The 24,864-nt window shown below is 70.7% G+C and carries 24 protein-coding genes and 1 pseudogene; 9 read left to right on the top strand and 16 right to left on the bottom strand.

Translation table 11 applies throughout. From position 1 onward, the window contains the following. Window positions 1–4: 4 nt before the first annotated feature. Window positions 5–1,492 carry a M1 family metallopeptidase gene (locus tag OG870_RS39010; RefSeq protein ID WP_266529492.1) on the top strand — a complete coding sequence of 496 codons (1,488 nt, stop codon included), beginning with the start codon at window positions 5–7 and terminating at the stop codon, window positions 1,490–1,492. Window positions 1,493–1,536: 44 nt separating this feature from the next. Here the strand turns inward: OG870_RS39010 and OG870_RS39005 are convergent, their stop codons facing one another. The 3 genes from OG870_RS39005 to OG870_RS38995 are packed head-to-tail and all read right to left on the bottom strand — an operon-like array spanning window position 1,537 to window position 4,476. Further along, window positions 1,537–2,445 carry a PfkB family carbohydrate kinase gene (locus OG870_RS39005; RefSeq protein ID WP_266843130.1) on the bottom strand — a complete coding sequence of 303 codons (909 nt, stop codon included), beginning with the start codon at window positions 2,443–2,445 and terminating at the stop codon, window positions 1,537–1,539. A 37-nt stretch (window positions 2,446–2,482) separates the two neighbouring features. After that, entirely contained in the window at window positions 2,483–2,971 is a 489-nt protein-coding gene (locus OG870_RS39000) for a macro domain-containing protein (RefSeq protein ID WP_266843132.1), read from the bottom strand. A 38-nt stretch (window positions 2,972–3,009) separates the two neighbouring features. Next, window positions 3,010–4,476, bottom strand: coding sequence for an amino acid permease (locus OG870_RS38995; protein WP_266591639.1), 1,467 nt, complete (start codon window positions 4,474–4,476; stop codon window positions 3,010–3,012). 235 nt (window positions 4,477–4,711) lie between these two features. On the opposite strand from OG870_RS38995, the gene OG870_RS38990 reads away from it, so the two are divergent. After that, window positions 4,712–5,425, top strand: coding sequence for a MerR family transcriptional regulator (locus OG870_RS38990; protein WP_266529480.1), 714 nt, complete (start codon window positions 4,712–4,714; stop codon window positions 5,423–5,425). Between the two features lie 30 nt (window positions 5,426–5,455). Here OG870_RS38990 and OG870_RS38985 read toward each other — a convergent pair whose 3' ends face one another. From OG870_RS38985 to OG870_RS38960, 6 genes and pseudogenes are all read right to left on the bottom strand, one after another. Then, window positions 5,456–5,854, bottom strand: a complete 399-nt coding sequence (locus OG870_RS38985) for an ACT domain-containing protein (protein WP_266927255.1) — start codon at window positions 5,852–5,854, stop codon at window positions 5,456–5,458. 161 nt (window positions 5,855–6,015) lie between these two features. Next, window positions 6,016–8,193, bottom strand: coding sequence for a 3-hydroxyacyl-CoA dehydrogenase NAD-binding domain-containing protein (locus tag OG870_RS38980; RefSeq protein WP_266843137.1), 2,178 nt, complete (start codon window positions 8,191–8,193; stop codon window positions 6,016–6,018). A gap of 50 nt (window positions 8,194–8,243) precedes the next feature. Next, entirely contained in the window at window positions 8,244–9,458 is a 1,215-nt protein-coding gene (locus OG870_RS38975) for an acetyl-CoA C-acetyltransferase (protein ID WP_266529472.1), read from the bottom strand. 24 nt (window positions 9,459–9,482) lie between these two features. Further along, entirely contained in the window at window positions 9,483–10,625 is a 1,143-nt protein-coding gene (locus tag OG870_RS38970) for an acyl-CoA dehydrogenase family protein (RefSeq protein ID WP_266843139.1), read from the bottom strand. Further along, complete coding sequence (locus OG870_RS38965; RefSeq protein WP_266843141.1) at window positions 10,622–11,881, bottom strand: CaiB/BaiF CoA transferase family protein; 1,260 nt, start codon at window positions 11,879–11,881, stop codon at window positions 10,622–10,624. The genes OG870_RS38970 and OG870_RS38965 overlap by 4 nt, the downstream gene beginning before the upstream one ends. Window positions 11,882–12,028: 147 nt before the next feature. Further along, window positions 12,029–12,434, bottom strand: a pseudogene (locus OG870_RS38960) (MmcQ/YjbR family DNA-binding protein). 89 nt (window positions 12,435–12,523) lie between these two features. Between OG870_RS38960 and OG870_RS38955 the strand changes: the two are divergent. Further along, on the top strand, window positions 12,524–13,702 hold the full coding sequence (locus OG870_RS38955) for a saccharopine dehydrogenase family protein (RefSeq protein WP_266843145.1): 1,179 nt from the start codon (window positions 12,524–12,526) through the stop codon (window positions 13,700–13,702). Window positions 13,703–13,709: 7 nt separating this feature from the next. Here the strand turns inward: OG870_RS38955 and mmpA are convergent, their stop codons facing one another. Next, window positions 13,710–13,856, bottom strand: coding sequence for a morphogenic membrane protein MmpA (gene mmpA, locus OG870_RS38950; protein WP_266529460.1), 147 nt, complete (start codon window positions 13,854–13,856; stop codon window positions 13,710–13,712). Window positions 13,857–13,945: 89 nt separating this feature from the next. After that, entirely contained in the window at window positions 13,946–14,641 is a 696-nt protein-coding gene (locus OG870_RS38945) for an endonuclease V (RefSeq protein WP_266843147.1), read from the bottom strand. Between the two features lie 75 nt (window positions 14,642–14,716). Between OG870_RS38945 and OG870_RS38940 the strand changes: the two genes are divergently transcribed. Continuing rightward, window positions 14,717–15,013 carry a YciI family protein gene (locus OG870_RS38940; protein WP_266843149.1) on the top strand — a complete coding sequence of 99 codons (297 nt, stop codon included), beginning with the start codon at window positions 14,717–14,719 and terminating at the stop codon, window positions 15,011–15,013. Window positions 15,014–15,023: 10 nt separating this feature from the next. Here the strand turns inward: OG870_RS38940 and OG870_RS38935 are convergent, their stop codons facing one another. Continuing rightward, window positions 15,024–15,356, bottom strand: coding sequence for a plasmid stabilization protein (locus tag OG870_RS38935; RefSeq protein ID WP_266529452.1), 333 nt, complete (start codon window positions 15,354–15,356; stop codon window positions 15,024–15,026). A gap of 101 nt (window positions 15,357–15,457) precedes the next feature. Further along, window positions 15,458–16,534, bottom strand: coding sequence for a WD40/YVTN/BNR-like repeat-containing protein (locus tag OG870_RS38930; protein WP_266843151.1), 1,077 nt, complete (start codon window positions 16,532–16,534; stop codon window positions 15,458–15,460). A gap of 248 nt (window positions 16,535–16,782) precedes the next feature. On the opposite strand from OG870_RS38930, the gene OG870_RS38925 reads away from it, so the two are divergent. Further along, a complete protein-coding gene (locus tag OG870_RS38925; protein WP_266529446.1) occupies window positions 16,783–17,196 on the top strand; it encodes an SsgA family sporulation/cell division regulator in 414 nt (137 codons plus the stop codon). A gap of 131 nt (window positions 17,197–17,327) precedes the next feature. On the opposite strand, the gene OG870_RS38920 is transcribed toward OG870_RS38925, so the two are convergent. Further along, window positions 17,328–17,999: a GOLPH3/VPS74 family protein gene (locus OG870_RS38920; protein WP_266843153.1), complete on the bottom strand. Its 672-nt coding sequence runs from the start codon at window positions 17,997–17,999 to the stop codon at window positions 17,328–17,330. 307 nt (window positions 18,000–18,306) lie between these two features. Here OG870_RS38920 and OG870_RS38915 point away from each other — a divergent pair, with 307 nt between their 5' ends. The 3 genes from OG870_RS38915 (at window position 18,307) to OG870_RS38905 (ending at window position 22,031) form a co-directional block, all read left to right on the top strand. Next, window positions 18,307–19,920, top strand: a complete 1,614-nt coding sequence (locus tag OG870_RS38915) for an ABC-F family ATP-binding cassette domain-containing protein (RefSeq protein ID WP_266529441.1) — start codon at window positions 18,307–18,309, stop codon at window positions 19,918–19,920. Between the two features lie 145 nt (window positions 19,921–20,065). After that, complete coding sequence (gene ddaH, locus OG870_RS38910; protein WP_266591615.1) at window positions 20,066–20,842, top strand: dimethylargininase; 777 nt, start codon at window positions 20,066–20,068, stop codon at window positions 20,840–20,842. Window positions 20,843–21,056: 214 nt separating this feature from the next. Next, on the top strand, window positions 21,057–22,031 hold the full coding sequence (locus OG870_RS38905) for an acyl-ACP desaturase (RefSeq protein WP_266529435.1): 975 nt from the start codon (window positions 21,057–21,059) through the stop codon (window positions 22,029–22,031). Between the two features lie 103 nt (window positions 22,032–22,134). Here OG870_RS38905 and OG870_RS38900 read toward each other — a convergent pair whose 3' ends face one another. After that, window positions 22,135–22,380, bottom strand: a complete 246-nt coding sequence (locus OG870_RS38900) for a WhiB family transcriptional regulator (RefSeq protein ID WP_266529432.1) — start codon at window positions 22,378–22,380, stop codon at window positions 22,135–22,137. Window positions 22,381–22,593: 213 nt separating this feature from the next. Between OG870_RS38900 and OG870_RS38895 the strand changes: the two genes are divergently transcribed. Next, window positions 22,594–23,373 carry a VOC family protein gene (locus OG870_RS38895; RefSeq protein ID WP_266843157.1) on the top strand — a complete coding sequence of 260 codons (780 nt, stop codon included), beginning with the start codon at window positions 22,594–22,596 and terminating at the stop codon, window positions 23,371–23,373. Between the two features lie 418 nt (window positions 23,374–23,791). Here the strand turns inward: OG870_RS38895 and OG870_RS38890 are convergent, their stop codons facing one another. Continuing rightward, on the bottom strand, window positions 23,792–24,850 hold the full coding sequence (locus OG870_RS38890; protein ID WP_266843159.1) for a LacI family DNA-binding transcriptional regulator: 1,059 nt from the start codon (window positions 24,848–24,850) through the stop codon (window positions 23,792–23,794). Window positions 24,851–24,864: the final 14 nt, after the last annotated feature.

The following is a 24,864-nucleotide window of genomic DNA, read 5'->3' as shown; positions in this document are numbered from 1 at the left end:
TTTCGTGCACCGCAGAATCATCGCGCCGGGCGCACTCGCTGCCGCGTCTTTGATGCTGGCGATCCCGGCGTCGGCCGCGAGCTACTCCCCCGGCGCCCCGGGCATCGGCGACCCCTACTACCCGGCCTACGGCAACGGCGGATACGACGTCTCCCACTACGACCTGCGCCTGAAGTACCAGCCTTCGACCGATCGGCTGGAGGGGACGGCGACGATCCTGGCGAAGACCACGCAGGACCTGTCGAGCTTCGACCTGGACTTCCTGCTGGACGTCAGCGAAGTGCGGGTCAACGGCGCCAAGGCCTCCTTCACCACCTCTGGCCAGCACGAACTGGTGATCACGCCGAAGGCGTCCCTGGCCAAGGGCACCCCGATCACCGTCGTGGTCCGCTACAGCGGGGTGCCCTCCACCAAGAGCGCGTACGGCTTCAACACCTGGCACCGCACCCCGGACGGGGCGATCGCGGCCGACGAGCCCGAGGCGGCCTGGTGGTGGTACCCGAGCAACGACCACCCGCTGGACAAGGCGACGTACGACGTGTCCGTGGCCGTGCCGAACGGCACCCAGGTCATCTCCAACGGCACGCTGCAGTCCACGAGTTCACAGCTCGGCTGGACCCGCTACAACTGGCGTGAGAACAAGCCGCAGGCGACGTATCTCACCACGCTGGCGGTCGGCAGGTTCGACATCACGACGAGCACCTCGGAGGGCGGGGTGCCGGTCGTGAACGCCTACAGCAAGGACCTCGGCGACAACGACGGGGCCGCGCGGGCGAGCGTCGAGCGCACCGGTGAGTTCGTCGACTGGCTGAGCGGCTATTTCGGGCCGTATCCCTTCAGCTCCGCCGGCGGGTATGTCCCGAACACCACCACCGGGTACGCGCTGGAGACGCAGACCCGCGTGTACTACAGCCCGAAGCAGTTCGCGAACGGCGCCAACGCCTCTGTCGTCGTGCACGAGTTGGCACACCAGTGGTACGGCGACAGCGTGTCGCTGAAGGGCTGGAAGGACATCTGGATCAACGAGGGCTTCGCGCGGTACGCACAGTGGCTGTGGTCCGAGCACGAGGGCGAGGGCACGACGCAGGAACTCGCCGACTACGTGTACGCCTCGCATCCGGCCGACGACGCCTTCTGGAAGGTCGCGCCGGGTGACCCGGGTCCGGACAACCAGTTCGACATCGCCGTCTACGACCGGGGGGCGCTGGCCGTCCAGGCGCTGCGCAACGCCGTCGGTGACGACGCGTTCTTCGCCATTCTGAAGGGGTGGCCTCAGGAGCACGCGTACGGCAACGCCTCGGTCGCCGACTTCAGGGCGTACGCCGAGCGGGTGTCCGGGAAGTCGTTGAGCCCCTTGTTCGATGCGTGGTTGTTCCAGCCGTCCAAGCCGAGCGCTCCCGCGGCGCACGCGGTGTCCCTCGCGAAGGAGTCCAAGGCTCCGGTGCAGCCGAAGTCCTGGAAGAAGATCGCTGCGACGAACAGCGTGCACTGACGAACAACGTGCACCGAGGATCTGCCGGGTTCCGCCCCGCGCTCCTAGAGGGGCGACCCGGCCGACCTTGCCAGGAGTTCCTCTCGGCGTATGGGCTGCGTCTGCGTGGACGGCACCGTGCAGGCGTGAGCACCGGAGATCGCACCGTACCGGGCACAGCGCTGAGGTGCCTCGCGGTTCAGCCAGCCGTAGAGGAACGCGGCGGCGAAGGCGTCGCCCGCACCGTTGGAGTCCACCACCGGTGCGGGCGGCGTGACGGGCGGTACGTGGGTCAGCTCGTCGTCGGCCAGGAGGTAGGCGCCCTTCGCTCCGGCCGTGGCCACGACCACCTCGGCCCGGCCGCGGGCGGCGATGCGGCGCATGGTGCGCTCGGGGTTGGTGAGGGCGGCCGTGGACAGGAAGACGATGTCCGCCGTGAACGCGAACGGCTCGTGGTAGGGGTTCTCACCGTCCCAGTTGTGCAGGTCGGTCGAGAGGGTGACGCCGGCCTCGCGCAGCACGGGCAGGGCGTGGGCACAGGGCTGGGTGATGGAGACGTGGGCGTGGCGGCAGGCGCCCGCCAGCTCCTGGAGCAGGGGCTCCGGGAACCGGTCCTCGTCCCGGGCGCGGCTCGAGTCGTAGAGGGACAGCCGTCTGCCGTCGGGGCTGACGAGGTTCACCGCGCGCTTGGTGCCTGCGGGCTGGGGGACGGCGGTGAGCGCGATGCCGTGGTCATGGTGCAGGGCGCGCACGAGGTCGCCCTCCGGGTCGCCGCCGAGCATGTCGAGGTGGTGCGTGCGCAGGCCCAGGGCGGCCAGGCCCAGCGCGACGAAGTCACCGGTCTGCCCGGCGCGCGTACGGATCCCGTCCTCGATCATGTAGCTGTCGGCGTACGGCAGCGGAAGCTCCGGCACGTACACGATGGTGTCCACGCCCGCGCCGCCCAGCACGAGCACGTCGATGTCCCGGCTCAACTCCAGCCCTCCCCTTGGCTGTATACCGACGTCCAGCTCAACTCCGGCCCTCCCCATGGTCGTAGACCGTGACGGAGATCCCCCGCCGCACGAGCCGCTCGGTGATGAGCGGCTCGACGCGGGCCCACGCGCCCCCGGCCAGTCCGCACCCTATCCGGGGCATGTGCACGGAGGCGCCGAGCTCGGTGGTCTTCTGTGCCAGCCGCCCGAGGGCCGCGTCGATCGCCTCGTAGCGCACCGGGACGCCCTTGCTGCCTGTGCGTATCCCCCGCTGCCCGACCATGTTGGCCACCCACATGTACGGCTCGACCCTCACGAACTGGGCCGCGCCCAGCCCGAAGTCGTTCGTCGCGCGCCCGCGGTGCCAGGCCCGGTACGCCGCCTCCGGCTCGGGCCGGCGGCGCGAGAGGGCCACCACGAAGCCCTTGCCCCATCCCCCGATGTCGTTGCACACATGGGCTATCACCTTGACGCCCTTCACCGACGGAACGGTGGCGTCACCCCGGACATAAGTGATCTCCGACATGACGCCACCATAGAGGTCACCACTGACAGTGGCGCTGGTTACTCCGCGAGCTCGGCCAGCTCCCGGTCCTCCGTCTTCGCAACCCGGCGCCGGACCCCGAACCAGCCGCCCACCAGCATCACGGCGATCACCGGGATGAGGAGGAGGGTCTTGCGGCCGACCTCGGGGTCGTTCCACATCAGGGCCAGGACGGCGATGAGGAAGGCGATGGTGGTGAACTCGGTGACCGGGCTGCCGGGGAGGCGGAAGGACGGGCGGGTCAGCAGGCCCGCCTTCGCGCGCCGGACGAAGACCAGGTGGCAGATCATGATGATCACCCAGGTGCTGACGATGCCGAGGGAGGCGACGTTCAGCACGATCTCGAAGGCCTGGCTCGGCATGAGGTAGTTGAGGCCGACGCCGAGCACGCACACCGCGCAGGTGAGCAGGATGCCGCCGTAGGGGACCTGGCTGCGGTTCATGCGCGCCGTGAACTTCGGGGCCGAGCCCGCCATCGCCATCGAGCGGAGGATGCGGCCCGTGGAGTAGAGGCCGGAGTTGAGGGAGGACATCGCGGCCGTGAGGACCACCAGGTTCATCACGTCGCCCGCCGCCGGGACGCCGATCTTCGACAGGACCGTGACGAAGGGGCTCTGGTCCGCCGAGTACACGGAGCCGGGGAGGAGAAGGGCGAGGAGGACCACCGAACCCACGTAGAAGAGGCCGACCCGCCACATGATCGAGTTCACCGCGCGCGGGACGACCTTCTCCGGCTCGGCGGTCTCGCCCGCGGCGACGCCGACGAGTTCCAGAGCGGCGTACGCGAAGATCACGCCCTGCATGACGAGGACGACCGGCATCACGCCGTGCGGGAAGACGCCGCCGTGGTCGCTGATCGCGCTCAGGCCCGGGGTGCGGCCGCCCACCTCGTGCTGGGTGGCCAGCAGGAAGATGCCGATCAGCATGAAGCCGACGAGCGTGGCGACCTTGATGATCGCGAACCAGAACTCCATCTCACCGAAGATCTTCACCGAGATGAGGTTCACGGCCAGCACCACGGCGAGCGCGACGAGGGCCAGCGTCCACTGGGGAATGTCCGTGAACAGGCTCCAGTAGTGCGTGTAGAGCGCGATCGCGGTGATGTCGGCGATGCCGGTCGTCGACCAGTTCAGGAAGTACATCCAGCCGGCGACGTACGCGCCCTTCTCGCCGAGGAACTCGCGCGCGTACGACACGAAGGACCCGGAGGACGGGCGGTACAGGACCAGCTCACCGAGGGCGCGGACCACGAAGAAGGCGAAGATCCCGCACACCAGGTACGCGAGCGCGAGCGCCGGGCCCGCGCTGTGAAGGCGTCCTCCGGCGCCGAGGAAGAGTCCGGTGCCGATCGCACCACCGATGGCGATCATGTTGACGTGGCGGGCCTTGAGGTCCTTGCTGTATCCGGCGTCACCCGCGTCGGCGGGCGTCACGGTCGCCTCAGGGTGGGCGGCGGCCTGTGCCGTGCGTACGGCGTCCTTGCTCACGGTGGTACCACTCTCTGGTGCTCCCGGGCGGGGTGTGCCCGGTGTCCGTACGTGCCAAGGTCCGTGCCACCTTGCTCGCGGCACGGACCAAGGGGTCCCCTTCCCGGAGGGCGCACCGGGCATGCGGTGGCTCATGTCACACAGCGGTGCTTCTCCCAGCGGTCCCGTCCGACCATGAGGGCCATCGCGTCCCGACAGGTTTCACAGTGTTGGTGAGACAGCGATACTGCTGCACATGACGACCGACACCGGGGAGCCGGCGCTCACGATCGACGAACTGGCAGCGCGGGCCGGCATCACGGTCCGCACGGTCCGGTTCTACGGCACCAAGGGACTGCTGCCGCCGCCGGTGATCGGTCCGCGGCGGGTGGGCCACTATGGCAGGCAGCACCTGGCCCGGCTGGCGCTGATCGAGGAGCTGCAGCACCAGGGCATGACCCTGGCGGCGATCGAGCGCTACATGGAGCAGCTGCCCCCGGACCTGAGCGACGGCGACCTCGCCGTCCACCGGGCCGTGGTGGCGTCCTGGGCGCCGGACAGCGTGGAGACGGTGACGGCGGAGGAACTGCAGCGCCGGGCAGGACGGCCGCTGGGCGAGGACGACCTGGAACGGCTCGCGGCGATGAACGTGGTCCGCCCGGAAGGGGACTCCCACCGCGTGGACTCGGGCCTGCTCCGGCTCGCCGTCCAGCTTCTCGACGTACCGCTGTCGCAGGAGGCGATCCTCGCGGCGCGCAAGGTGCTCATCGAGCACTCGCGGGCCGCCGCGCACGAGCTGTCGCAGCTGTTCAGGGGCGAGGTGTCCGAGCGGGCCGAGGAGGACGTGAAGTCCCTGTCCGCGCACATGGAGCCCATCGTGGTGCAGGCCCTGTTGACGACCTTCCAGCGGTCGCTCAAGGAAGAGGTGCACCAGTGGCTGGCCGCCTCGGACGACGGCCGGCCCGCCTGACACGTCGCCGGAGCGTCCCGCGGTCGTCCCTCAACCGGACCGGTGGGCCAGGTCGTTCAGCGCCGCCACCGCCTGCTCGGCCTGCTCATGGGGCACGAAGATGTGGTCGTGGTGGTACCCGGCGACGACATTGCAGCTCAGGCCGGCCTCGGCGAGTTCCCGTGCGAACGCCGCTGTCAGGCCCACCGCTTCGAGCGCGGAGACGACGCGCAGGGTGATCCACCCGGCCACGTAGTCGTAGGCGAGCCCGGCCGCGTCCGCTTCCTCCTGCCGCACCACGAGTGTCAGGCCCTCCGGCTCGGCGACCGTGACGACGGGGGCGACGCCTGCGGGGATGTCTCCCTCGACGGTGGTGAACACGTAGCGGCCCGGATTCAGCTCCGGCCGCATGCCGCTCAGCAGCTTGCTCAGATCGGTTTCTCCGGCCATGCGCACCACGCTACGTCGTGGTCGTGGGATGCGCCCCCGCCGCCCCTACCCGTTCCGTTCCGGGGGGGGCGGCCCCGGACCCCGCTCCTCAAACGCCGGAGGGGCTGGAAGTACCTGCATTTTCAGCCCGTCCGGCGTTTGAGGACAAGGCCCTTCAGGGCCTAGCGTGCGTCGGCGAACCGCTCCCCCTTCTCCGCCTTCTCCACCAGCAGCGCGGGCGGGTCGAACCGCTCCCCGTACCGCTCGGCCAGCTCACGCGCGCGTGCCACGAAGCCCGGCAGGCCACCCTCGTAGCCGTTGATGTACTGGAGGACACCGCCCGTCCAGCCGGGGAAGCCGATGCCGAAGATCGAGCCGATGTTGGCATCGGCGACGGATGTCAGGACGCCCTCCTCCAGGAGCTTGACCGTGTCGAGGGCCTCCGAGAAGAGCATGCGTTCCTGCATGTCCTCGAAGGGGATCTCGTGGCCCGGCTTGGTGAAGTGCTCGCGCAGTCCGGGCCACAGTCCGGCCCGCTTGCCGTCCTCGCCGTACGCGTAGAAGCCCGCTCCCCCGCTGCGCCCGGGGCGCCCGAACTCGTCGACCATGCGGTCGACGACGGCCTCGGCGGGGTGCGTCGGCCAGGTGCCGCCCGCTTCCTCGACGGCCCGCTTCGACTCGTTGCGGATCTTGCGCGGGAGCGTGAGGGTCAGCTCGTCCATCAGGGAGAGGACCTTCGCCGGGTAACCCGCCTGCGCGGCCGCCTGCTCGACCGACGCGGGCTCGATGCCCTCGCCGACCATCGCGACACCCTCGTTGATGAAGTGGCCGATGACGCGGGAGGTGAAGAAGCCGCGCGAGTCGTTGACGACGATCGGTGTCTTCTTGATCTGACGGACCAGGTCGAAGGCGCGGGCCAGCGCCTCGTCCCCGGTGCGCTCGCCCTTGATGATCTCGACGAGCGGCATCTTGTCGACGGGTGAGAAGAAGTGCAGCCCGACGAAGTCGGCCTGGCGCTCCACGCCTTCGGCCAGCACGGTGATCGGCAGCGTCGAGGTGTTGGAGCACAGCAGCGCGTCCGGTTCGACGATGTGCTCGATCTCCTGGAACACCTTGTGCTTGAGCTCGGGGTTCTCGAAGACGGCCTCGATCACCGCGTCGCAGCCGGCCACGTCCTGCGGATCCGCGGTCGGCGTGATCCGGGCGAGCAGCGCGTCCGCCTTCTCCTGGGTCGTACGCCCCCGGGAGACCGCCTTGGCGCAGAGCTTCTCGGAGTAGCCCTTGCCCTTGACGGCAGCTTCCAGGGACACGTCCTTCAGGACGACGTCGATGCCCGCGCGGGCGCACGAGTACGCGATGCCCGCGCCCATCATCCCGGCGCCGAGGACGACGACCTTGCGGACCTGGCGGGGCTCGACGCCCTTGGGCCGGTTCGCGCCCGAGTTGACGGCCTGGAGGTCGAAGAAGAACGCCTGGATCATGTTCTTCGAGGTCTGGCCGGCGGCCAGCTCCACGAAGTAGCGCGCCTCGATGACCTGCGCGGTCTCGAAGTCGACCTGGGAGCCCTCGACGGCCGCGGCCAGGATGTTGCGCGGCGCGGGGTAGGGGGCGCCGTTCGTCTGCTTGCGCAGGTTGGCCGGGAAGGCGGGCAGGTTGGCCGCGAACCTGGGGTTGGCGGGGGTGCCGCCCGGGATGCGGTAGCCGGGCTTGTCCCAGGGCTGCTGCGACTCGGGGTGGGCGTCGATGAAGGCGCGGGCCCGGGCGAGCAACTCGTCGCCGGTGGCCACGACTTCATCGACCAGGCCGTTCTGCAGGGCGCGCTGCGGGGTGTACTGGGTGCCCTGGAGCAGCACTTTCAGCAGTGCGTCGGCGATGCCCAGCAGGCGTACGGTACGGGCGACGCCGCCGCCTCCGGGGAGCAGGCCCAGGGTGACCTCGGGGCAGCCGATCTTCGAGCCGGGCGCGTCGAGGGCGACCCGGTGGTGGCAGGCGAGGGCGATCTCGTAACCGCCGCCCAGGGCAGCGCCGTTGATCGCCGCGACCACGGGCTTGCCGAGCGTCTCGATGCGGCGCAGGTTGCGCTTGATCGCCATGCCGCCGTCGAACAGCTCCTGCGCCGTCTCGGGCGTGACCCGGATGAGGTCTCGCAGGTCGCCGCCCGCGAAGAAGGTCTTCTTGGCGGAGGTGAAGATGATGCCGCGGATGGAGTCCTTCTCGGCCTCCAGGCGGTCGGTGATCACGGCGAGGGAGTCGCGGAACGCCTGGTTCATGGTGTTCGCGGACTGGTTCGGGTCGTCGAGGACGAGGGTGACGACGCCGGTGCGGTCCTGTTCCCAGCGGATGGTGGTGCTCTGAGTCATGACGGGGGTCTCCGTAGAAGTCTCTGAAGTCTCTTGGTTCCGCCGGGGGTTCAGATGCGCTCGACGATGGTCGCGATGCCCATGCCGCCGCCGACGCAAAGGGTCGCGAGGCCGTAGCGCTTGTCCTGGCGCTCCAGTTCGTCGATCAGGCTGCCCAGGATCATGGCGCCGGTGGCGCCGAGCGGGTGGCCGAGGGCGATGGCACCGCCGTTGACGTTGACCTTGTCCAGGGACAGGCCCATGTCCCGCACGAAGCGCAGGACGACCGCCGCGAAGGCCTCGTTGATCTCCACGAGGTCGATGTCGTCGATGGTCAGCCCGGCCTTGGCGAGCGCCTTGCGGGTGGCGGGGGCGGGGCCGGTGAGCATGATCGTGGGCTCGGAGCCGGAGACCGCAGCGGACACGATCCGCGCGCGCGGGGTGAGGCCGTACCGCTCACCGACCTCCTTGGAGCCGATCGCGACCAGGGAGGCGCCGTCCACGATGCCGGAGGAGTTGCCCGCGTGGTGGACGTGGTCGATCTTCTCGACCCAGTGGTACTTCTGCAGCGCCACCGCGTCGAAGCCGCCCAGGTCGCCGATGTCCGCGAAGGACGCCTTCAGCTTGGCGAGGGAGTCGGCGGTGGTACCGGGGCGCAGGTGTTCGTCGTGGTCGAGGACGACGAGTCCGCCGCGGTCCTTGACCGGCACGACCGAACGGTCGAAGCGGCCTTCCTTCCAGGCCGTCGCCGCCCGCTCCTGCGAGAGGGCCGCGTACTCGTCGACGTCCCGGCGCGTGAAGCCCTCGATGGTGGCGATCAGGTCGGCGCCGATGCCCTGCGGCACGAAGTTGACGGCCAGGTTGGTCATCGGGTCGTTGAACCAGGCGCCGCCGTCGGAGGCCATCGGCACCCGGGACATGGACTCGACGCCGCCCGCGAGGACCAGGTCCTCCCAGCCCGAACGGACCTTGGCGGCGGCCATGTTGACGGCTTCCAGGCCCGACGCACAGAAGCGGTTCTCCTGGACGCCGGCCACCGTGTCCGGCAGCCCCGCGGCGACGGCGGCGATCCGGGCGATGTCGGAGCCCTGGTCGCCGACCGGTCCGACGACACCCAGCACGATGTCGTCGATCGCGGCCGGGTCCAGGCCGGGGAAGCGGTCGCGGATCTCGTGGATGAGTCCGACGACCAGGTCGATGGGCTTGGTGCCGTGCAAGGAGCCGTTCGCCTTGCCGCGGCCGCGCGGGGTGCGGATCGCGTCGTACACATACGCTTCGGTGCTCACGGATAAGCCTTTCGGGGGTGAGGGTCAGCCCAGCAGGGAACGGCCGATGATCTCCTTCATGATCTCGGTGGTCCCGCCGTAGATGGTCTGGATGCGGCCGTCGGTGAAGGCACGCGCCACGGGATACTCGGTCATGTAGCCGTAGCCGCCGTGCAGTTGGAGGCAGCGGTCGGCGACCCGCTTCTGCAGCTCGGTCGCCCACCACTTGGCCATGGAGGCGTGCACGGCGTCGAGCGAGCCGTCCGCGTGCTCCTCGATGCAGCGGTCGAGGAAGGTGCGCGTGACGGCGCACTCGGTCGCCATCTCGGCTATCTCGAACCGGACGTGCTGCTTGGCGGCGAGCGGCCGGCCGAACGCCTCGCGCTCCTTGACGTACTCGGTGGTGATCTCCAGCAGGTGCTCGGCGGCTGCGATCGCTGAGACGGCGATGCTCAGACGCTCCTGCGCGAGGTTCGTCATCAGGTGGCCGAACGCGCCGTTGAGCGTGCCGAGGAGGTTCTCCTTCGGCACGCGTACGTCGTTGAAGAACAACTCGGCCGTGTCCTGGGCCTTCTGGCCGATCTTGTCGAGGTTGCGGCCGCGCTCGAAGCCGTCCCTGCCGCGCTCGACGACCAGCAGCGACAGTCCGTGTGCACCGCCCTCGGGGGTCGTCTTCGCGACCACGATCACCAGGTCGGCGAGGATGCCGTTGGAGATGAACGTCTTGGCACCGTTGAGCAGCCAGTGGTCGCCCTTGTCCTCGGCGTGGGTCCGGATGCCCTGCAGGTCGGAGCCGGCGCCGGGCTCGGTCATGGCGATGGCGGTGATCAGCGAGCCGTCGCAGAAGCCGGGCAGCCAGCGCCGCTTCTGCTCCTCGGTGGCAAGGCCGGTGAGATACGGGCCGATGATGTCGTTGTGCAGTCCCAGGGCGAGCCCGGGGGCGCCCGCGCGCGTGAACTCCTCGGCCAGTACGGCGCTGTAGCGGAAGTCGGTGGTGCCGCCGCCCCCGAACTCCTCGGGCACGGCGAGTCCGAGCAGGCCCTGCTTGCCCGCCGCCCGCCACGCGTCCCGGGAGACGACGCCGTCCTTCTCCCACTGCTCGTAGTACGGCAGCACCTCCCTGGCCAGGAAGGCACGCACGGTCGCGCGGAACGCGTCGTGCTCGGGGGCGAAGATCTGCCGCTTCATTCGGGGCCTTTCGCGAGTTCCTGGTCGTCCCTGTGTTCCTGGTCGTCCGTGTGTTCCCGGTCGTTCGCGAGTTCCCGGTCGGCACTTCGCCGATCGGCGAGTTCCCGGTCATTCATGGGTTCCCGGTCCTTCATGAGGTCGGGTACCTCCCAGTCGCGCGCCACGTCCGCGGTGTCCGCGCCGGGCCGGGCCGGGCCGGTTCGTACGGCCGTGGGGGTCGCGGAGAACCGGGGCGCGGGCGCGGGCTGGGTGATGCCGCCGTGGTCGGTGAAGGTGCCGCGGGCGGCGAGGTGCGGGTGGCCGGGGGCCTCGCGCAGCGTCAGTACGGGCGCCACGCACGCGTCGGAGCCCTCGAAGACTGCCGTCCACTCGTCGCGGGTGCGCGACTTGAAGCGGGCGGCGACCGCCTCGCGCAGCTCGCCCCAGCGGGCCCAGTCCTTGCGGGCGCCGGTGTGCTCCGGGAGGCCGAGAAGGGTCACGAACTCCTCGTAGAACTGCGGTTCCAGGGCGCCGACCGCCATGTGCCTGCCGTCGGCCGTCTCGTACGTGCCGTAGTACGGGCAGCCGCCGTCCAGGAGGTTGGCGCCGCGCCGGTCGTGCCAGCCGCCGGCGGCGAGCATGCCGTGGATCATGGCGGAGAGGTGGGACGTGCCGTCGACGATGGCTGCGTCGACGACCTGGCCGGTGCCGCCCGCGCGCGCGTGGTGGAGGGCGGCGAGGACGCCGACGGCCAGGTAGAGCGAGCCGCCCGCGTAGTCGCCGAGGAGGTTGGCGGGGACGGCCGGAGGGGCGTCGGGGGCACCGATCATGCCGAGGGTGCCGGTGAGTGCGATGTAGGCGATGTCGTGGCCGGCGCGGTCGGCCAGCGGGCCCTGTTGGCCCCAGCCCGTCATCCGGCCGTAGACCAGCCGGGGGTTGCGGGCGTGGCAGGCCTCGGGGCCGACGCCGAGGCGCTCGGCCACTCCGGGGCGGTAGCCCTCGATGAGGATGTCGGCGCGTTCGGCGAGGTCGAGGACGCGCGCGGGGCCGTCCGCGGACTTCAGGTCGACGATCACCGAGCGCTTGTTGCGGTTGGTGACGTCGTACGCCGGGTCGATCGCGAGGCCGACACCGCCGGGGCGGTCCACGCGCACCACGTCGGCGCCCAGGTCGGCGAGGAGCATGGCGGCGAACGGGCCGGGCCCGATGCCGGCCAGCTCGACCACGCGCACGCCGGTGAGCGGACCCTGCCCGGGCGGCGTCCTAGCCGTTGTCATCCAGCCCCCAGCGATGTGACACAACTGATGTAACACCAGTGATGCTAAGAACACGTTCCATTCAGCACAAGCCCTGAGCGAGCAAGCGCTTAGCCAATTACAGGAAGCCAGGCGGCCTGGCTCACCGCAAGACCCGCGCCCCGGCACTCAGCTCGCGTCGAGCTCCGATATCAGCCGCTTCGGGGCGATCACCCGGTAGCTCTCCTCGACCCAGTCGCACAGCAGCTCCGCCGCCGGAGCCCCTTTCTCCTCCAGCGGGATGCGGACCCAGCCGGCCCTGCCCAGGCCGTGACCGGCGGGCTCGGCGCCGGGGGGGGGGCAGGGCGTGGGCATGAGCCTCGTCGTCCTTGAGCTTCACCGTGACGCCGAGCGGACAGCTGCCGTCGTCGACCCCGAGGAAGACGAACACCTTCTTGTTGACCTTCGCGACGCTCTCGCCCCAGGGGCTGTATCGATATGCGGCTCCGCCGCGTGGCTCGACGGCACCCGGCAGCCCCAGAGCGAACTCGCGCACTTTCTCCCACTTCTTCAGGGCATTTTCGGTCACGGTCACCGCTTACCTCCGGGCTCCTCGTCGGGCTCCGCACCCCTCACGCTAGCCTCGGCCACCGACAACGGCGCGTGCTGCGGACGAGGGGTGTCATGAGCAGGCTGAATGGGGCGGACCGCCCGTACGACATCGTGCTCTTCGGGGCCACGGGCTTCGTCGGGACGCTCACCGCGCGGTACCTCGCCGAGCACGCGCCCGAGGGGCTGCGCTGGGCGATCGCGGGCCGCAGCGAGCGGAAACTGGAGCAGCTGCGCGAGCTGCTGCCCGGCGGTGAGCACGTCGGGGTGGAGCGGGCGGACGTGGCCGACCCGGCCTCGTTGCGCGCACTCGCCGAGCACGCGCGCGTGGTGGCGACGACGGTGGGGCCGTACGTGACGTACGGCGAGGAGCTGGTCGCCGCCTGCGCGGACACCGGGGCCGACTACCTGGATCTGTGCGGTGAGCCCGAGTTCGCGGACCTGACGTACGTCCGCCACGACGCACGCGCGCGTGAGACCGGTGCCCGGCTGGTGCACGCCTGCGGCTTCGACTCCGTCCCCCACGACCTGGGCGCGTACTTCACCGTCCGGCAGCTGCCGGAGGGAGTGCCGCTGACGGTGGACGGGTTCGTGACGGCGGACGCCACGTTCTCGGGCGGTACGTTCGCGTCGGCGCTCAACCAGTTCTCGCGGGTGCGCCCGATGCTGGCGGCCGAGCGGGACCGCAAGCGGAACGAGCCGCGTCTGGTGGGCAGGCGGGCCGCAGCTCCCACGGGGCTGCCCCGGTTCGCGAAGGAGATCGGCGCGTGGGCGCTGCCGCTGCCCACCATCGACGCCCAGATCGTGGGCCGTTCGGCGAAGGCCCTGGAGCGGTACGGCCCCGACTTCCGCTACCGGCACTACGCGGCGGTGCGGCACCTGCCCGTCGCGGCGGGCGGGATCGCGGCCGTCGGCGGCATCTTCGCGGCCGCCCAACTGCCGCCCGTACGGCGCTGGTTGTCGGACCGGCTCAAGCCCGGCGAGGGCCCGAGCGCCGAGAAGCGTGCGAAGAGTTGGTTCAAGGTCCGCTTCGTGGGCGAGGGCGGCGGGCGCCGGGTGTTCACGGAGGTCGCGGGCGGCGACCCCGGTTACGACGAGACGGCCAGGATGTTCGCCGAGTCGGCTCTGTCGCTGGCCTTCGACGACCTTCCGCCGACGGCCGGCCAGGTGACCACGGCGGTCGCGATGGGCGACGCGCTGACCGAGCGTCTGCGCGGGGCCGGCATCACCTTCCGGGTCGTCGCGAGCCGGTGAACCCGACCTACAGCGACCACCCCGCCACCGTGTAGATCATCCCGCCGATCCAGCCGAGCCCCGCCAGCACGGCGAGGACCAGCGCGGCCGTGACGGCGCGCTCGACGGGACGGTTGGGGTCGGCGAGGGGCTTCGGGGCTCGGTGCGTCGTCATGCGGCACAGCCTGCCGACCGCCGGACCGCGCCCACATCCGTACGGGTACTCAGTCCACGTACTCAGACGGCACCGGGCGCGCACGCGGGTCAGTGGCGCGGCGTCGCCTCCTGAAGCGCCCGGCGGCACAGCGCGTCCGCTCTGCGGGTCGTCTCCGGGAGGCGGTAGGCGGGGGTCAGCGCCAGGGTGTGGGCGCAGGCGTTGTCGAGGCTCACCCGATGGCCGACGGACACGAAGACCGGTTTGACGGCGTCCCGGGTGCGCAGGGCGCGGCCGACCTCGTCGCTGCCCGCCAGGAGCGGTGTCGTACTGCCGCGCGCGGTGCCCGGATCGTCGTGGGCGAAGGTGAAGGGGTTCTTGGCGACGCCGATCGTGGGCAGGCCCGTCAGGACGCCGAGGTGGCTGGCGAGGCCGAAGCGGCGCGGGTGGGCGAGGCCGTACCCGTCGCAGACGACCAGGCCGGGCGGGCACGGAAGGGCGTCCAGGGCGGCGAGGACCGTGGGGATCTCCCGGAAGGCCAGCAGGCCCGGCACGTACGGGAAGGAGATCCGGCCGACGGCCGTCGCCTCGGCCACGACCTCCAGACTCGCCGCGTCCAATACGACCGCCGCGGCCGCGACGACGTCCCGCTCGTCGTCGTACGCCACGTCCACGCCGGTGACATGGCCCGTACCGGGCGGCGGTCCCGGCTCGTCGTGCACCACCCGCCCCCGCAGCTCGTCCTGAACGGCGCGGGCCTCGTCCTCGGTCGCGGGCCAGCCCGCGGGAATGCGTACGGTCGTCATGATGAGGACGAGCGTACGGTCGTCACGACGGGGACGGTCGTACGGGCCCGCACCGGCCGGCGTAGGCTCGCGATCATGTTCGTACTGGAGCTGACCTACACCGCCCCGCTGGACGCCGTCGACGGACTCCTTGAGGCCCATGTGGCGTGGCTGGACGAGCAGTTCGACAAGGGCGTCTTCCTCGCGGCCGGGCGCAAGGAGCCCCGCGACGGCGGGATCATCCTCGCCATGGTCAAGGACCGCGCACGGGCCGAGGAGATCACCGCCGGAGACCCGTTCTCGACCGGCGGCGTGTGCACGTACCGCATCATCGAGTTCGAGGCGACCCGGACGGCCCCGGCGCTGGAGCAGTACCGCGCGACGTCCGGCTGAACCGCGCGGCTCAGCCCTTCTTCGCGTTCAGCGCGCGCTGCAGCTGGTCCTTGTTCATGTTCGAACGGCCTTCGATGCCGCGCTGCTTGGCCTCGTTGTACAGCTGGTCGCGGGTCGGGCCCTGGGAACCCTGACCCGAGCGCTGTCCGCCCCGCTTACCGGACGACATGTCCTGGGTCGACGTACGGCTCGCGCTCTTCGACTCGCCGGACCGGGCCCGTTCCTTGTTGACGGTCCGGGCCGCGATCTCCTTGGCGCGTCCGGCGCTCTCGCCCCGGTCCTGTGCGCTCTCCTTGATGTGCTCGTACTGGCGCTCCCGCTTGGAGTTCGAGCCTGCGGGCATGGTCGCTCACTCCTCTCGCCGTCACGACTGCCGCAGTCACGACCGTCACGGTCACCACTGCCGCAGCCGGCGACCGAGTACCCGTATTCGCGTTTTATGCGTCACCGTTCCAGGCGCGCCACCCGTCCCTGCTCCCCCGCGGCCCAGCAGCCGAGGTCGGCGGTGCAGTCCACGGTGTCGTACGAGCCGGTGTCGACCGTCCGCCAGGTGCGGCCGCCGTCGGTGGTCAGATCGGTGCCGGTGGGGCCGACCGCGAGGGCCGCGGTGCGGCTGTGCGGGAGCCAGGCGGCACCGGAGCGGTAGGCGGACGGCGGCTCGGCGGCGGGCTGCCAGGTTCGGCCGCTGTCGCCGGTACGTGCGGCGGCCTGCGGCGAGGGCTGGTCGGGCCGGTAGTCTCCGCCGACGGCGAGCCCGTGGGTGCGGTCGCGGAAAGCGAGTGCGAAGACGCCCTTGGCCGGATCGCCCGCCGGGATCGGTGTGTCGGCCGCCGTCCAGGTCCTGCCGCGGTCGCGGGAGTGCAGCACGCGCGCGTGTGCGCCACCGCCGGTGGCCAGCCAGGCGTCCGACGGGCCGGAGGCGACCAGGCACTGGCCGCTCGCCGCGAAGCCCGCCTCGCCGTCCAGCGCGGCCGGCATGCCGTCGCTCGGGAGCACCTTCCAGGAGCGACCGCCGTCGCCGGTCGACAGGATGCGGAACCTGCCGTCCACCGGGTCGCTCATCGCGAGGCCGTGGCGGCTGTCGAAGAAGGTGAGGCAGTCGTAGAACGCCTTGGCGTCGGTGTTGCGGAAGGACTCGGTCCAGGTCGCGCCGCCGTCATCGGTGCGGTACACGCGGGACGCCTCGCCCTCGCCGATGGCCAGCACCACGGCCCGCCGCGCGTCGAAGGCCTCGATGTCCCGGAACTGGAGGTCGGCGGCGCCCGGCGGCGAGACGTTCCGCCAGCTCGCCCCGCCGTCCGTGGTGCGCAGCACGGTGCCCCCGGTTCCGGCCACCCACGCGGTGTTCCGGCTGACGGCGGACAGCCCGCGGAAGCGCACGTCGCCCGCGCCGGTGTCCTTGAGCTCCCAGTGCGGCGCCCGGCTCCCCGGCTCCTGCGCCTGCGCGGGTACGGCGGTCAGGGCGGCCAGCGCCGCCGAGCACACCGCCCCCGCGGCCACCGTGCGAAACGTACGTCTCATTCGTCGCGTGTTCCCCAAGCGCCTCATGGCGGGCGAAGCTAGCCGACCGCCCGGGCGCCGTCCAGATGGCCGCGGTCGCCACAAGTGCCCATCGGGAAACGGTAAGTGGACCTTGTCACTCCTGTGAATGGATGCGGTGACGGAGGTCACTCGGATTTCAGATGCACGGATTGGCTGATTCCAGCGTCTCTAGCAGTGCCGGACCGATCCGCCCGGAAGCCCGTCCAGCCGTCACAAGGGAGCAGGCGTTGTCCACCGTCATCGAGCAGCCCGTAGAGGCCCGTCTCGTCGCCGCCGCGCCTCGTATGTCGAGCATCCCGGCGAAGCTGCACTACGACCGACGCGACCCGTTCGCAGTCCGCATGACCTTCCCCGCCCCGGCCACCCTGGAGGGCGTGGACGTCTGCTGGACCTTCTCGCGCGAACTCCTCACGGCCGGCCTGGAGGAGCCCGAGGGCCAGGGCGACGTGCGTGTGCGGCCGTACGGCTACGAGCGCATCGTCCTGGAGTTCCACGCCCCCGAGGGCACCGCCGTCGTCCACGTCCGCTCGGACGAGATTCGCCGTTTCCTCGACGCCACGAACAATTTGGTCCCCGTCGGCCTGGAGCACCTGCAGCTGGACCTGGACCACGACCTGGCGGAGCTGATGCGGGAGGCGTGACGCGTGGCGCGTGGCGCTCCGCTGGTGGGGGCGCGATGCGCCGTGTGTCGGCTGCGCGGCCGTCGTGGCTGGTCGCGCAGTTCCCCGCGCCCCTTCGGGGCACGGCATGTACGGGAGGCGCCACAAGCGCCTCACTCGCCGGTCGCCACCGCGACCGCCGTCAGTGACGCGGTCAGGGCCGTGTGCACCTCCGTGACGACCTTCCGCAGCGCGGGCGCCGCCGCTCCGGCCCGCTCGGTCAGCGCCTCCACGCGCGCCGCGTGGCGTTCGCGGTCGCCGGCCGGCACGAGCGCGGGCAGCTCCGCGGCGGCGGCCAGGGCGACCACGGCCGCATCCCGGTCGCAGACCTCGGCGCCCGGCACCGGGCCGTCGAGCACCCGCCGCGCCTCCACGCGCAGCGCGTCCACGACGGCGGGCTGCTCCAGTACGTGCTCCACGCTCGGGAAGACCCCGAGGACCCGCTTCTTCACCGCCCGCAGATATCCCTGTGCGGTCAGCTGCTCCCGTACGGCGTCCAGGGTCACGCGCGCGTGGAGGGTCACCCACGTCCGCCACCGGTGCGGCCGGGACTCCCGGATCAGCTCCAGAAGGCCGTCGAGGGCTGCGTCCCCGGTGGCGGAGTCCATGTCGACGGGTGTGGCGATGCCGTCCTCGTCCGTGAGCAGACCGCGCTGGGCCAGTTCGGTGAGGGCACCGGCCCGCACCAGCTGGGGGAGGCGGGCGGCACCGGTGACCTTGGTACTTTCCGTGTCCCAGGCCAGCAGACAGAGCCGGGCGGGCAGTGAGAGCGAGCCGTGGGGCACGGGGCCTCCTTAGCGAGGGCGGATCGGGGATCACGTTAATTCGTTGACAGCCGTCCCGGCCCTCTCCTACGGTGTACAACGGTTCTGTTGCCGTCGATTGGAGAGGGACGTTGCTCGTCTGAGGTCTGAGACACCGCGTCACACCCGTGAGGTGTGTCCGCCGCGTGCGACCTCGGCAGTCGAGCCGTCCTGACGGAGCAGGGCTCATTCCGTGCTTCAGGGCTCTCCTCTCCCGCCATTGGTCTGCTGGTCTGCGGTGTCTCGATACGCGTTTGCCCCTGACCGCATCAAGCAACCGCGAGGCCACATGTCTACTTCCATCACTTGTACGTCCCTTGCCTTCACCTGGCCCGACGGCACCCCTGTCTTCGAGGGTCTCGACGTCGCCTTCGGCCCCGGCCGCACCGGGCTCGTCGGCGTCAACGGATCAGGGAAATCAACCCTGTTGAAGCTGATCGCCGGTGAACTGACGCCGGCCGACGGCACCGTCCGCGTCGCGGGCGAGGTCGGCTACCTCCCGCAGAACGTCACGCTCGACACCCAGCTGCGTGTCGACGAGGTGCTCGGCATCGCCGCCCAGCGGGTCGCGCTGCACGCCATCGAGGCGGGCGACGTGGCCGAGGAGCACTTCGAGACGGTCGGCGACGACTGGGACGTGGAGGAACGCGCCCTCGCCACACTCGGCGAACTCGGGCTCGGCCAGATCGAGTTGGACCGCACCATCGGAGAGGTGTCGGGCGGTGAGTCGGTGCTGCTGCGGCTGGCGGCACTGCTGCTGAGCCGCCCGGACATCCTGCTCCTTGACGAGCCGACGAACAACCTCGACCTGTACGCACGCAGGCGGCTGTACGCGGCCGTCGCGTCCTGGCCGGGGGTGATGGTCGTGGTCAGCCACGACCGTGAACTCCTGGAACTGGTCGACCAGATCGCCGATCTGCGCTCCGGGGAGGTCACCTGGTACGGCGGCAACTTCTCCGCGTACGAGGAGGTTCTGGCCGGCGAGCAGGAGGCGGCCGAGCGGATGGTGCGCGTCGCGGAGGCCGACTTCCGCAAGCAGAAGCGCGAACTGGTCGACGCGCAGGTCAAGTTGGCCCGCCGTAAGCGGTACGGGCAGAAGATGTTCGAGCAGAAACGCGAGCCGAAGATCGTCATGGGGGCACGCAAGCGCGCGGCGCAGGAGTCCGCGGGCAAGCACCGCATCATGCACGAGGAGAAGCTCACCGAGGCCAAGGAGCGGCTCGACGACGCGGTGGACGCCGTACGGGACGACGACGAGATCCGCGTCGACCTGCCGTACACGGCCGTACCGCCGGGCCGTACGGTCCTCACCCTGATGGACCTGGAGCTCGCCTACGGGGCGCGCGTGGCGGGCGGGCTCGACCTGCGCGGCCCGGAGCGGGTCGCGCTGATCGGGCGCAACGGCGCGGGCAAGACGACGCTGCTGCGAACGATCGCCGGGGAGCTGGAGCCGGTGTCGGGCGAGGCGCACGCGCATGTGCCGCTCCGCTTCCTGCCGCAGCGGCTCGACGTGCTCGACGGCGAACTGTCCGTCGCGGAGAACGTGGCCCGGTTCGCGCCGGGCGCCACCAACAACCGGGTTCGGGCCCGACTGGCCCGCTTCCTGTTCCGGGGCGCCCGCGCCGACCAGAAAGCGGCCACGCTGTCCGGCGGCGAACGCTTCCGGGCGGCGCTGGCCGCGCTGATGCTGGCCGAGCCCGCACCGCAGCTGCTCATGCTCGACGAGCCGACCAACAACCTCGACATGGCGAGCGTCCGGCAGCTGACCACGGCCCTGGAGTCCTACGAGGGAGCGCTGGTCGTGGCCAGTCACGACCTGCCGTTCCTGGAGTCCATCGGCATCACCCGGTGGCTGCTGCTCGACGGCGAGCTGCGGGAGACGGCTCCGGAGGAGGTGGGGTAGCGCATCTCGGGAGGGGCACAGCCTGGCAACGGGGGGTTTTGTGTCCATGGATCCGCGCTGCATGATGGCGGACCGGGCCCCACAAGGGCCCGGTTCGCCGTTCCGCCTACCCGGTCCGCCGTTCCGCCTACACGAAAGGCCCCTCGTGCCCAGCAAGAAGGCCCTCGTCCGCCGCCCCAGCCCGCGCCTCGCCGAGGGTCTGGTGACGCACGTCGAGCGGGAGAAGGTCGATACCGCTCTTGCGGTGGAGCAGTGGGAGGCCTACGTGGAGGCGCTGCGCACCCACGGCTGGGAGACCGTCGAGGTGGCTCCGGAGGACGACTGCCCCGACTCGGTGTTCGTCGAGGACACGGTCGTCATGTACCGGAACGTCGCGCTGATCACCCGGCCCGGCGCCTCCTCCCGTCGCGACGAGACGGCCGGGGTCGAGGAGGCCGTGGCACGCCTCGGCTGCTCGGTGAACTGGATCTGGGAGCCGGGCACCCTGGACGGCGGAGACGTGCTGAAGATCGACGACACGATCTACGTCGGCCGGGGCGGGCGCACCAACGCGGCCGGCGTGCAGCAGCTGCGGGCCGCCTTCGAGCCACTGGGGGCGCGCGTCGTCGCCGTGCCGGTGAGCAAGGTGCTGCACCTGAAGTCGGCGGTCACGGCGCTGCCCGACGGGACGGTCATCGGGCACATCCCCAAGGTGGACCGGCCGGCGCTGTTCCCGCGTTTCCTGTCGGTGCCCGAGGAGGCCGGCTCCCATGTGGTGCTCCTCGGGGGCAGCAAGCTGCTGATGGCGGCGAGCGCCCCGAAGACTGCGGAACTGCTCGCCGATCTCGGTCACGAGCCGGTCGTGGTGGACATCAGCGAGTTCGAGAAGCTCGAGGGCTGTGTGACATGCCTCTCGGTCCGCCTGAGGGACCTGTACGCCTGACGGGTGATCGACTCACCCTTTCACCCCTGGGACCTGCGCTCCCTGAGGCTCCGGCAGATCCTTGGATGCCCTAGGAAACATGTGCTGATCAGGGATCTTTACAGGGCACTTAACCTACGGCAACGTAACCTACGGTTTCGTAGCCTACGCTTTCGTAAGTTCCGGCACCGCTCGCCGGATTGTTCCACTTTGCCGTACGTCCCCTGGAGCTCCTGTGACGATCACTTCCCCGCACCTCGGCAGCACTTCCGTCTGGACCGACGCCCGACTGCTGTACGCCCTGGAGGAAGTGGTCGAGACGGAACTCAACCGGCATCTCAAGGTCGCCAAGGACTGGATGCCGCACGAGTACGTGCCGTGGTCGGACGGACGTAACTTCCCCGGTCTCTTCGAGGACGGCGAGGCCTGGGACAAGGAGCAGTCCAAGGTCACCGAGCTCGGCCGGATCGCGCTGGTCGTGAACCTCCTCACCGAGGACAACCTGCCCAGTTACCACCACGAGATCGCCTCGCTCTTCGGCCGCGACGGCGCCTGGGGCACCTGGGTGCACCGCTGGACCGCGGAGGAGGGCCGGCACGGCATCGTGATGCGCGACTACCTGCTCGCCTCGCGCGCGGTGGACCCCGACAAGCTGGAAGCGTTCCGCATGGCCCACATGAGCGAGGGCTTCGAGTCGGACAACCGTCACTCGATGCTGCACTCGGTCGCCTACGTCGCCTTCCAGGAGCTGGCCACCCGCGTCTCGCACCGCAACACGGGCCACCAGTCGGGCGACCCGGTCTGCGACCGCATGCTGGCCCGCATCGCGACCGACGAGAACCTGCACATGGTCTTCTACCGCAACCTCCTCAAGGCGGCGTTCGACCTCGCGCCCGACCTCACCATGCAGGCCGTGCGCGACGTGATCGTCAACTTCCGGATGCCCGGCCACGGCATGCCCGGCTTCGAGCGGGCCGCCGCGCAGATGGCGATCGGCGAGGTCTACAACATGCGCATCCACCACGACGACGTGCTCCAGCCTGTGCTGCGCCACCTGAAGGTCCTGGAGATCGACGGCCTCGGCCCCGAGGGCCTTCAGGCACAGGAAGAACTCGGCCTGTACATGGGCGGGCTGGACGCGGAGGCCCTGAAGTTCGACGAGAAGCTGGCGGCACGCAAGGCGCGGATGGCGGCGCGCGCTGCCGGCTGACGGCACAACCGACTGCGGATGACGACGAGGCCGGTACGCGCGTGCGTACCGGCCTCGTCGTCGCGTACGGATGCGGCGACGGCGCCCGCCGGGACGCGGTGCGTCAGTGCGCCGTGCGCCTGAGCTCCAGCCGTTCCTTCTCCGACAGCCCGCCCCAGACGCCGAAGCGTTCGTCGTTCCGCAGCGCGTACTCGAGGCAGGTGGGCCGCATCTCACACATGCCGCAGATGCGCTTCGCCTCACGCACCGAGCTGCCCGGCTCGGGAAAGAAGAAATCCGCCCCGGTCTGCGCACACAGAGCCTGGGCCTGCCAGGCGAGGTCGGCCGGGGTGATCGTGTCGATGTGCATGAGCCAGATCCTGGCGCGCGGCGAAAAACGTTCGATCAACGCGGAATCAACGCCGCGCCCCAGGGTCCGCGGCCACCCTGATGGTGCCGCCCTCGCACACCGTGGCACACGGCGGCGCGCGGAAGGAGGCGAAAGCCGTTCCGGCAGCGATTGTCAGTGGGCGGTGCAAGACTCGGCAGTGCAGAGGACGGGACCCTTCCAAGGAGGGCAAGGATGCTCACCACCCGTTTCGTCAACGGCGCTCCCAACTGGCTCGACGTCGGCACATCCGACATCGACGGCGCCATCTCCTTCTACGGCGGTCTCTTCGGCTGGACCTTCCAGTCGGCGGGCCCCGACGCCGGTGGTTACGGCTTCTTCCAGCTGGACGGCAGGACCGTGGCGGGCGGGGTGCAGACCACGCCCGAGCAGGGCCCGCCGTCCTGGACCGTGTACTTCCAGAGCGCGGACGCCGAAGCCACCGCCAAGGCTGCCGAGCAGGCGCACGGCAGCGTGCTCATGCGGCCCATGGACGTGATGGGCGAGGGCCGCATGGCGATCATCGCCGACAAGGCGAGCGTGCCGTTCGGCATCTGGCAGCCGGGCCGGACCAAGGGCATCGACGTGGCGAGCGAGACCGGCACCCTCACCTGGGTCGAGCTGTACACCCCGGACATCGCCGCGGCGGCCTGGTTCTACCACGAGACACTCGGCCTGGAGACGGCCGCGGTGCCCTTCCCCGGGGGCACGTACACCACCCTCAACCCCGCCGGGGGCGGCGAGGACTCCATGTTCGGCGGCATCGTCCCCCTGGCCGACGACCCGGTCGAGAACAGCCCGTACTGGCTGCCGTACTTCGAGGTCGCCGACGCGGAGGCCACCGTGACCAAGGCACGAAACCTGGGCGCCGCGGTCCGCATGCCGGCCACGTCCATCGAGGGAGTGGGAAGCATCGCCAAACTCACCGACCCACACGGCGCAAGGTTCGCGGTGATCAAGAGCGCGTCCCTCTAGGGGCGGAACAGTATCGACACCCGGCTCCGCCACGGGGGCGGGACTACATCGATATGCGGCTCCGCCACGGGGCAGGCGGGACTGTATCGATACGCGGCTCCGCCGCGAGGGCGCGACCAGCAGCGATCCGACGACCCATCGCTGCCCCCTCAACGCAGCGCACAAGGAGACACGCCGCACCAAAACCCCCTAGGGGCGCGGGGAACTACGCGACCAGCCACCACAAACCCGCAGACGACAACCGCCCCACCGCGCCCCCACCCACAGAGCGCCACAAGGAGACACGCCGCACCACAACCCCCCAGGGGCACGGGGAACTGCGCAACCAGCCACCACGGACCCGCAGACGGCAGACGGCAGACGGCAGACGGCAGACGGCAGACGGCAGACGGCCCATCGCGGCCCCACCAGCGGAGCGCTACGCGGAGGCGCGCCGTACCAGCGTCGTCGGCAGTACCACGCTGGCCGGCGCCTCAGCGACACCCTGCTCCCCCGCCCCGGCGCCGACACGTGCGCCCACGCGCCGCAGCAGCAGCCGCGCCATCAACCGCCCCATCTCCTCGATGTCCTGACGGACCGTCGTGAGGGGCGGATCGGTCTGCTCGGCGACCGGCAGCATGTCGTCGAACCCGATCACGGCGACATCGTCGGGCACCCCACGCCCCCGCTCACGCAGCACACGCAGTGCACCCGCGGCGGTGAGGTCGTTGGCGGCGAACACGGCGTCCACGTCGGGCCGGCGGTCCAGGAGTTGCCGCATCGCCCGCTCACCCCCGCCCGGGGTGAAGTCGCTCTCGACGATCAGCTTGGGGTCGGCGTCGACCATGACGTCCCGGAACCCGTCGAGCCGGTCCGCCGCGGACGTCTGGTCGAGGGGGCCGGTGATGTGCGCGATCCGGGTCCGGCCGAGGCCCACGAGATGGCGTACGGCCTCACGGGCGCCACCGCGGTTGTCGCAGTCGACGTACACCGCGCTGCCGCGGCCGTCGCGGCCGTCGCTCCAGCCGGGCCGGCCGCCGAACACGGTCGGCACACCGGCATGCTGGATCAGGCCGGGCAGCGGGTCGTCGAGGTGCAGAGAGAAGACGAGCGCGCCGTCGACATGGCCTCCGGCGAGATAGCGGCCGACGCGGACGTGATCGTCCCGGCCCTCGGTGAGGAGGAGCACGAGCTGGTTGTCCTGGGCCGTCAACTCCTTGCTGATGCCGCGGAGTTGAAGCGCGAAGAAGGGGTCGGCGAAGACGCGGGCCTCCGGCTCGGCGATGACCACGGCGATGGCGTCATGTCGTCGCGTCACCAGGCTGCGGGCGGCCTGGTTGGGCACGTACCCGAGTTCCTCCACCGCGCGCCGGACCCGGGCGACGAGGGGTTCCCTGACCCCGTCCCCGCCGTTCACCACACGTGAGACGGTGGCCCGGGAGACACCCGCCCTGGCGGCCACGGCCTCCAGCGTGGGGCGCGGCGCTGTGTCGGTCACTTCGGGCTCCTCCT

Source organism: Streptomyces sp. NBC_00461 (assembly GCF_036013935.1).
Taxonomy (GTDB): Bacteria; Actinomycetota; Actinomycetes; order Streptomycetales; family Streptomycetaceae; genus Streptomyces.
Note: the sequence above shows the minus strand (reverse complement) of the source record. Positions and strands in the feature narration are given on the sequence as shown.

Excerpts from the sequence above, each read along its gene's own strand:
- OG870_RS38930 (WP_266843151.1), bottom strand. The coding sequence starts at position 16,534 with ATGAGACGTACGTTTCGCACGGTGGCCGCGGGGGCGGTGTGCTCGGCG.
- OG870_RS38945 (WP_266843147.1), bottom strand. The coding sequence starts at position 14,641 with ATGACGACCGTACGCATTCCCGCGGGCTGGCCCGCGACCGAGGACGAG.
- OG870_RS38990 (WP_266529480.1), top strand. The coding sequence starts at position 4,712 with ATGACGACCGACACCGGGGAGCCGGCGCTCACGATCGACGAACTGGCA.
- OG870_RS38980 (WP_266843137.1), bottom strand. The coding sequence starts at position 8,193 with ATGACTCAGAGCACCACCATCCGCTGGGAACAGGACCGCACCGGCGTC.
- OG870_RS38965 (WP_266843141.1), bottom strand. The coding sequence starts at position 11,881 with ATGACAACGGCTAGGACGCCGCCCGGGCAGGGTCCGCTCACCGGCGTG.
- OG870_RS38985 (WP_266927255.1), bottom strand. The coding sequence starts at position 5,854 with ATGGCCGGAGAAACCGATCTGAGCAAGCTGCTGAGCGGCATGCGGCCG.
- mmpA (WP_266529460.1), bottom strand. The coding sequence starts at position 13,856 with ATGACGACGCACCGAGCCCCGAAGCCCCTCGCCGACCCCAACCGTCCC.
- OG870_RS38940 (WP_266843149.1), top strand. The coding sequence starts at position 14,717 with ATGTTCGTACTGGAGCTGACCTACACCGCCCCGCTGGACGCCGTCGAC.
- OG870_RS39000 (WP_266843132.1), bottom strand. The coding sequence starts at position 2,971 with ATGTCGGAGATCACTTATGTCCGGGGTGACGCCACCGTTCCGTCGGTG.
- OG870_RS38895 (WP_266843157.1), top strand. The coding sequence starts at position 22,594 with ATGCTCACCACCCGTTTCGTCAACGGCGCTCCCAACTGGCTCGACGTC.
- OG870_RS38915 (WP_266529441.1), top strand. The coding sequence starts at position 18,307 with ATGTCTACTTCCATCACTTGTACGTCCCTTGCCTTCACCTGGCCCGAC.
- OG870_RS38970 (WP_266843139.1), bottom strand. The coding sequence starts at position 10,625 with ATGAAGCGGCAGATCTTCGCCCCCGAGCACGACGCGTTCCGCGCGACC.
- OG870_RS38935 (WP_266529452.1), bottom strand. The coding sequence starts at position 15,356 with ATGCCCGCAGGCTCGAACTCCAAGCGGGAGCGCCAGTACGAGCACATC.
- OG870_RS38900 (WP_266529432.1), bottom strand. The coding sequence starts at position 22,380 with ATGCACATCGACACGATCACCCCGGCCGACCTCGCCTGGCAGGCCCAG.
- OG870_RS38955 (WP_266843145.1), top strand. The coding sequence starts at position 12,524 with ATGAGCAGGCTGAATGGGGCGGACCGCCCGTACGACATCGTGCTCTTC.